At 62.5% G+C, this 6,438-nt stretch carries 6 protein-coding genes; 4 read left to right on the top strand and 2 right to left on the bottom strand.

The genetic code is table 11. The annotated features are described in order from the left end of the window. Positions 1-80 precede the first annotated feature (80 nt). Entirely contained in the window at positions 81-1,259 is a 1,179-nt protein-coding gene (locus AC5JJ6_RS35895) for a glycosyltransferase (protein WP_496046625.1), read from the bottom strand. A gap of 606 nt (positions 1,260-1,865) precedes the next feature. On the opposite strand from AC5JJ6_RS35895, the gene AC5JJ6_RS35890 reads away from it, so the two are divergent. Together AC5JJ6_RS35890 and hemA are read left to right on the top strand one after the other, a co-directional pair. Further along, positions 1,866-3,269 carry an aspartate aminotransferase family protein gene (locus AC5JJ6_RS35890; RefSeq protein WP_496046624.1) on the top strand — a complete coding sequence of 468 codons (1,404 nt, stop codon included), beginning with the start codon at positions 1,866-1,868 and terminating at the stop codon, positions 3,267-3,269. Positions 3,270-3,490: 221 nt separating this feature from the next. Beyond that, positions 3,491-4,708: a 5-aminolevulinate synthase gene (gene hemA / locus AC5JJ6_RS35885; RefSeq protein WP_496046623.1), complete on the top strand. Its 1,218-nt coding sequence runs from the start codon at positions 3,491-3,493 to the stop codon at positions 4,706-4,708. Positions 4,709-4,758: 50 nt separating this feature from the next. Here the strand turns inward: hemA and AC5JJ6_RS35880 are convergent, their stop codons facing one another. Beyond that, positions 4,759-5,085 (bottom strand): hypothetical protein, encoded by a 327-nt coding sequence (locus AC5JJ6_RS35880; RefSeq protein WP_496046622.1) that lies wholly within the window; start codon positions 5,083-5,085, stop codon positions 4,759-4,761. A gap of 181 nt (positions 5,086-5,266) precedes the next feature. On the opposite strand from AC5JJ6_RS35880, the gene AC5JJ6_RS35875 reads away from it, so the two are divergent. Next, positions 5,267-5,812 (top strand): transcriptional regulator, encoded by a 546-nt coding sequence (locus tag AC5JJ6_RS35875; RefSeq protein WP_044433537.1) that lies wholly within the window; start codon positions 5,267-5,269, stop codon positions 5,810-5,812. Between the two features lie 117 nt (positions 5,813-5,929). Then, on the top strand, positions 5,930-6,438 hold a 509-nt coding region (locus AC5JJ6_RS35870), incomplete at its 3' end, for an Hpt domain-containing protein (RefSeq protein ID WP_496046621.1).

Raw genomic sequence — 6,438 nt, 5'->3', positions numbered from 1 at the left:
CCGACAAGCAGGCGCGTCCATGTCGGCTGCCGCTTCGCTTTAGGCCGACCTACGTACTGATCAGAGAAACCTCACCCCCCCTACCGCAGCAGCGTCAGATACCGGTCCACCGCGCGGTCCACCGTAAACTCCTCCGCCTTGGCGAGCAGGCGTTCCGTCGGCACCGGATCGTCCAGCGAACGCTCGATCACCGACGCCAGCGCCTCGGGGTCACCGATGGGAGCCAGCCCGCCCAGTTCACCGCCCTCCAGGATCTCGCGCGGGCCGCTCGGGCAGTCGGTTGCAACCACCGGAGTCCCGCAGGCCATCGCTTCGATCAGAACGGTCGGCAGCCCTTCGAAGCGCGAAGACAGCGCGAACAGCGACGCCTTGCCCATGAAGGCGAGCGGATTGTCCACGAAGCCCGGCATCTGGACGTCCGCCGCCACTCCCAGCTCGTTGGCCAAATCTTCCAGCTCCTTCCGGCACGCCCCCTCTCCCAGGATGACCAGCCGGACCGGACGCGACGCGCGGACTAGGGCGAAGGCGCGCAGCAGCGTTCCGAAATCCTTCTGGGCCGACAGTCTGCCGACGCCCAGGATCACCGGCGCTTCCGCTTCGGCGAACCACGGATGATTGACCGGCTGCGCCGCTTTCATAAGCATATCCGGCGTGACGACCGGATTATGGGCAACGTCGATCCGGCCGCGCCTCATCCCGGCGAATTTGGTCAGATCCTCGGCGACGCCGTCGGAAACCGCGATGATCCGCGCCGCCCTCGGATACAGGAACGGGACCAGCCGGTAGGCCATGCGCACCGTACGCGATGCGGTAGGCGCGATGTTGCGGCTGATCTGGTTATGCTCCGTCACCACCAGCCGGGTCCCGACCCGCGCCAGCAAACCCGCCAGCAGGGCGGCGATATTGACATGGACGAGAGCCGTCAGAAGGACGGCGGGCCGCTCGCGCCGAAGATAGCGGGCCAGCGCCGCAACGCTGTTGACGGTCCGCTTGGTACCCAGCTCGACCACCCGGATGTTTGCCGGGATGTCGTCGACATAGGCGCCCTGCCGGCGCACCAGCACCAGATCCACCGCAAACCCGCGCCGGGCGATGCCGCTTGCCAGCGCAAGCATCACGCGCTCGGCGCCGCCGCCATAAAGGTCCTGCAGGAAAAAAGCGATCCGGGGAAAAGTCCCCTGGGCTTCCGCCACCGGCGCCACGGCCGAAGCGTCCAGGACACGATGCAGGGAAAGGGCGTCGTCATGTTGTAAGGACAAGTCGAAGTCTCCCGGTGAAGTCCTGATCGTGTTCCCCGCGGGCCGGCAGCCGGCGCACCGGTCGGCAACTGGCCTCGCTACCGATGTCTCACCTGAGCAAGTTCTCTAAATCACGATCTGCCTTGCAGAGAGCAGAGTGCCCAAATTTTAAACCCCGATTTGGGTAACAAGTAATCGCACTCATCCTCAACCCTACCTTGAACTTGAATCCACTATCCGAGCTCAGTCTCCAGCACACTCCACGATGTTAACAGGATCAACCAGTCCTTGAAAATCACCAATATATCCGGATCGGGCGATTATGTTGATCTTCACCATAATGACGCCTCACGCCCGCCCTCGATAAGGAATCACAGCACCTTGGATGTCGCGTCCCACTAACGGAACCTTAAGCGATACGCGCTACCATGGGCGGCCCGACATTCGACCCACGCGGATGGCGATGTAGACAAATGATGACATCCACGTCCCTGAGGGGGGATGTAAACACCCCCTTCCCAGCCCCCGCATAGCCGGTCCGCTCTGATCTTGCTTGGTTGCCAAGGTTCGACCGACGTACAATCTGACCTTAGGGATCGAGCCGGATCGGAACTTGAAGAGTAAGAAATGACCGAAATGACCAGCGGGATCGGCAACTCGGCGGCAAGCCGCGACAAGGCCTACTATCTGCACCCCTACACCAACCTGAAGACCCACGAGGATGTGGGTCCGCTGGTGATAGAGCGCGGCGAAGGCGTCCATGTCTTCGACGACAGCGGCAAGGCCTATATCGAGGGCATGGCCGGTCTCTGGTGTACGTCCCTCGGCTTCGGCGAGGAACGGCTGGTGGAAGCGGCGACCCGGCAGTTGCGGAAGCTGCCGTTCTATCACGCCTTCACCCACAAGGCGCACGATCCCGGCATCGATCTGGCGGAGGCGCTGATCAAGATCGCGCCGGTCCCGATGTCCAAGGTGTTCTTCACCAATTCCGGTTCCGAAGCCAACGACACCGTCGTCAAGCTGGTCTGGTACTACAACAACGCGCTCGGGCGTCCTCACAAGAAGAAGATCATCGCCCGGCAGAAGGGCTATCACGGCGTTACCGTGGCCTCGGCCAGCCTGACCGGCCTGCCGCACCTGCACCGCGATTTCGACCTGCCGATCGCCGGTATCCTCCACACCGATTGCCCGCACTTCTACCGCTACGGCGAGGAAGGCGAGACGGAGGAAGACTTCGCGACCCGGCTGGCCGATCAGCTCGAACAGCTCATCCTGGCCGAAGGGCCCGACACCATCGCCGCCTTCATCGCCGAACCGGTCATGGGCGCCGGCGGTGTGATCGTCCCGCCGGCAACCTACTTCGACAAGATCCAGCCGGTGCTGAAGCGCTACGACATCCTGTTCATCGCGGACGAGGTGATCTGCGGGTTCGGGCGCACCGGGTCGATGTTCGGGACGCAGACCTATAACCTCAAGCCCGACATCATCACGGTCGCCAAGGCGCTCTCCTCCGCCTATCTGCCGATCGCCGCCGTCATGATCTCCGAGCCCATATATCAGGCGATGGTCCGCCAGTCGGAAAAGATCGGGACCTTCGGCCACGGCTACACCTATTCCGGCCATCCGGTCTCGGCGGCGGTGGCCCTGGAAACGCTGAAGATCTACGAGGAGCGCGACATTGTCAGCCATGTCCGGACGGTGGCCCCGCACCTCCAGGACGGCCTGCGGCGCTTCCGGAACCACCCGCTGGTCGGCGAAGTTCGCGGCATCGGCCTGATCGCGGGCGTCGAGATCGTCGCCGACAAGGCGACCAAGGCTCCGTTCGACCCGAAGCTGGGGATCGGCGCTCATGTCGCCCGTTTCGCCCAGGAACACGGCCTGATCGTCCGCGCCATGGGCGACAGCATCGGCTTTTCGCCGCCGCTGATCATCACTTCGGCCGAACTGGACGATCTGGTGGCAAAGTTCGGGAAAGCTTTGGACGATACGGTGAGTTTCGTCACCGACAAGGGAATGGCCGCCGTCGCCTGATAACGGCACCCTTCGATCAAGCATTTGATCGAAATCAATGCTGAATGGACGGAACGGTCCATTTTCAGCGTCAGGAAAAATCGGGAGAACGGGAAACCGGGACCAAAATCGGAGACGCGACAAGCTGCCACGGTGCGCCGCGTCTTCGACGATTTACCTGTTCCATAAAGTGTCCGATTCTGACACGTTGTTGAAAAAAGAGAACCTACGGATCACGCGCCATGGATTATGAAGCCTTCTTCCGGACCCAGATCGACAATCTGAAGCGTGAAGGCCGATACCGGGTCTTCGCCGATCTGGAACGCCGGGCAGGCAACTTCCCCAAGGCGAAGCATTACGACTCCGTCACCGGCGAAGTTCAGGAAGTCACGGTTTGGTGCAGCAACGACTATCTGGGCATGGGCCAGAACCGGGTCGTGCTGGACGCCATGCACGCGGCGCTTGACACCTGCGGCGCCGGGGCCGGCGGCACCCGCAACATCTCCGGCACCAACCACTACCACGTGCTGCTGGAACGCGAGCTGGCCGACCTCCATGGCAAGGAAGCGGCGCTGCTGTTCACCTCGGGCTACATCTCCAACCAGGCGACGCTCAGCACGCTGGGCAAACTGCTGCCCAACTGCGTGATCCTATCCGACGCCCTCAACCACAACTCGATGATCGAGGGCATCCGGCAATCGGGCGCCGAGAAATACGTCTTCCGCCACAACGACCCCGAACATCTCGACCAGTTGCTCAGCCGCCTGCCCGCCGACCGGCCGAAGCTGGTGGCGTTCGAATCCGTCTATTCGATGGACGGCGACATCGCTCCGCTCGACGAACTCTGTTCGGTGGCGGAAAAGCATGGCGCGATGACCTACCTGGACGAGGTCCATGCCGTCGGCATGTACGGACCGCGTGGGGCCGGCGTCGCCGAGCGCGACGGCGTCATGCACCGGCTGACCATCATCGAAGGGACTCTCGGCAAGGCCTTCGGCGTGATGGGCGGCTACATCACCGGTTCGTCGGCGCTGGTGGACGTCGTCCGCAGCTTCGCCGCCGGCTTCATCTTCACCACGTCTCTGACCCCGTCCGTCGCGGCCGGTGCTCTCGCCAGCGTCCGATATCTCAAGCAGAGCGGCACCGAGCGCGCGGCTCAGCAGGAACGCGCCGCCAAGCTGAAGCAGGCGCTGTCGGACGCCGGTCTGCCGGTGATGCCATCGGTCAGCCACATCGTCCCCGTCCTGGTCGGCGACCCGCGCCTGTGCAAGCAGGCCAGCGACGATCTTCTGGACCGGCACAACATCTACGTCCAGCCGATCAACTACCCCACGGTGCCGCGCGGTACGGAACGGCTCCGGATTACCCCCGGTCCGCTTCACACCGACGCCGACATGGACCACCTGATCGACGCCTTGCTGGACGTCTGGAGTCGCCTTGAACTGAAAAAGGCGGCCTGATTTCTCAGGCCGCCCCGGTCTTCTACTCTAACCTTGAGGCCAAGCGAAAATTATTTCTGCTTGGCCTCATCCTCGCCGGAGCCTTGGGAGCTGGAGCCGGGCGGCGGCTTGACGCTCGTCGCGGCGGTATCGCCTTCCTTGATGGTGCCGGGCTGACGCTGCCCTTGAGCCTGAACGTGCGGGTCGGCGGGCCTCGCCAAATTGCCGCCCTCCGGCGCGGCCTGGGAGCGGCCGGCCCCAAGCGTTTCAGGGGTTTGGATGCCTTCCTTCTGATCGAGCGGCTCCCGTCCGCCCATGCTGGGAGCGACCTGAGCGAGGGCCGGCGATGTGATGAGCGTCGCCAGTGCGGCGGCTGTCAGGACTGATTTGATCGTCACGGCTTGGTCTCCGTTCAGGCAATTGATCTCGTTTCTTCCCCAACAGGACACCGCCACCGGACGTTCCCAGTCAATTTTTGAGAATGCGTCGCAAAGTCATCTATGGACATTGGCGAAGTGACGCACTATGTTCGTTATCGAGACGATGACGTTGCTCATAACGTTTCGAGGGAGTGGCACCATGTATCGCGACAATTCACTGATGCCGAAAGAGGCCGTCCGCCTCGCCGTTCTCGGAACGTTGAGTCAGGCTGGCTCACTGCGTTATGCCGATCTGGCAGGCGCCATCCGGCACTTCACCAGCCGCATCGTCGGCCCGTCGCTCGATTTGATGGGAACTTCGCTGGAACTGCTGCGCTACGACGGCCTGATCGAAGCGCTCGACGGTACCGGCATGGAAGACAATGCCGTCCTGACGGTCACGCCGGCCGGCAAGAAGGAGTTCGAGACGCTGATGCGGTCGAATATCCGTGCGCCGTCGTCCGACGACCTCAACAAGCTGATCATCACCCTCAAGCTGCGCTTCCTGCACCTGCTCGACCATCAGGACCGGCAGGACCAGATCGACCTGCTGGCCGACCTGTATGAGACGGAGCTGGCACGCCTTCAGGACCTGCGGCGCCATCACGAGGGCGAGTCCGGACACCTGACCGAATGGCTCGACCATGACATTGCGCAGGTTGAAGCCCGGCTGCGCTGGTTCCAGGATCTTTACCAGCGGACCTGAAACCGTAGGGGCCGAGCCCGCAATAATTCGGGATATAGGCAACTCTGATGATGCGCCGGAAGGGGCAAAGGGAGTATAGTGGTACCTCCCTTACCCAACACGCTGGCTGTGTCCCTGATGTCTCTCCCGATCGATACCGATGACCTTGCAGATCAACTTCGTGTCGAATTCAGGGATGATGCGCAGGACCGCCTCGCCCTGATCTACCAGACGCTGGACAAGCGTGCCGAAAACAAGCTGACGGATGAGGAAGCGCTGATCCTGCTCCGCCGTGAAGCGAGCAAGCTGCGCGGTATCGGCAGTTCATGCGGTTTCCCGCTGGTCAACCTGATCGCACACCGGCTGGAAACCTATCTCAGCGGCAATCTCACCCGCCTGAACGAACGCCAGATCGTGGACGTGATGGCGTTCGCCGACCGCCTGTCGGTCGCGGTTGACCGGGAGGAGCGGCCCGATGTTGCGACCACCAACCAAATCATCCGCACGCTGCCGGTCCATTACGAGTTCGATATCACCGACATCGAGGTCCACGATGTCGAGATCATGCTGGTCACGCCGTCCAAGGTGGTCAGCAAGCTGGTCAGTACCGAATTGAGCGCCTGCGGCTTCCGCACCGTCGTCGTTCG

Source organism: Skermanella sp. (assembly GCF_059503625.1).
This window is presented reverse-complemented; position numbering and strand designations above follow the sequence as displayed.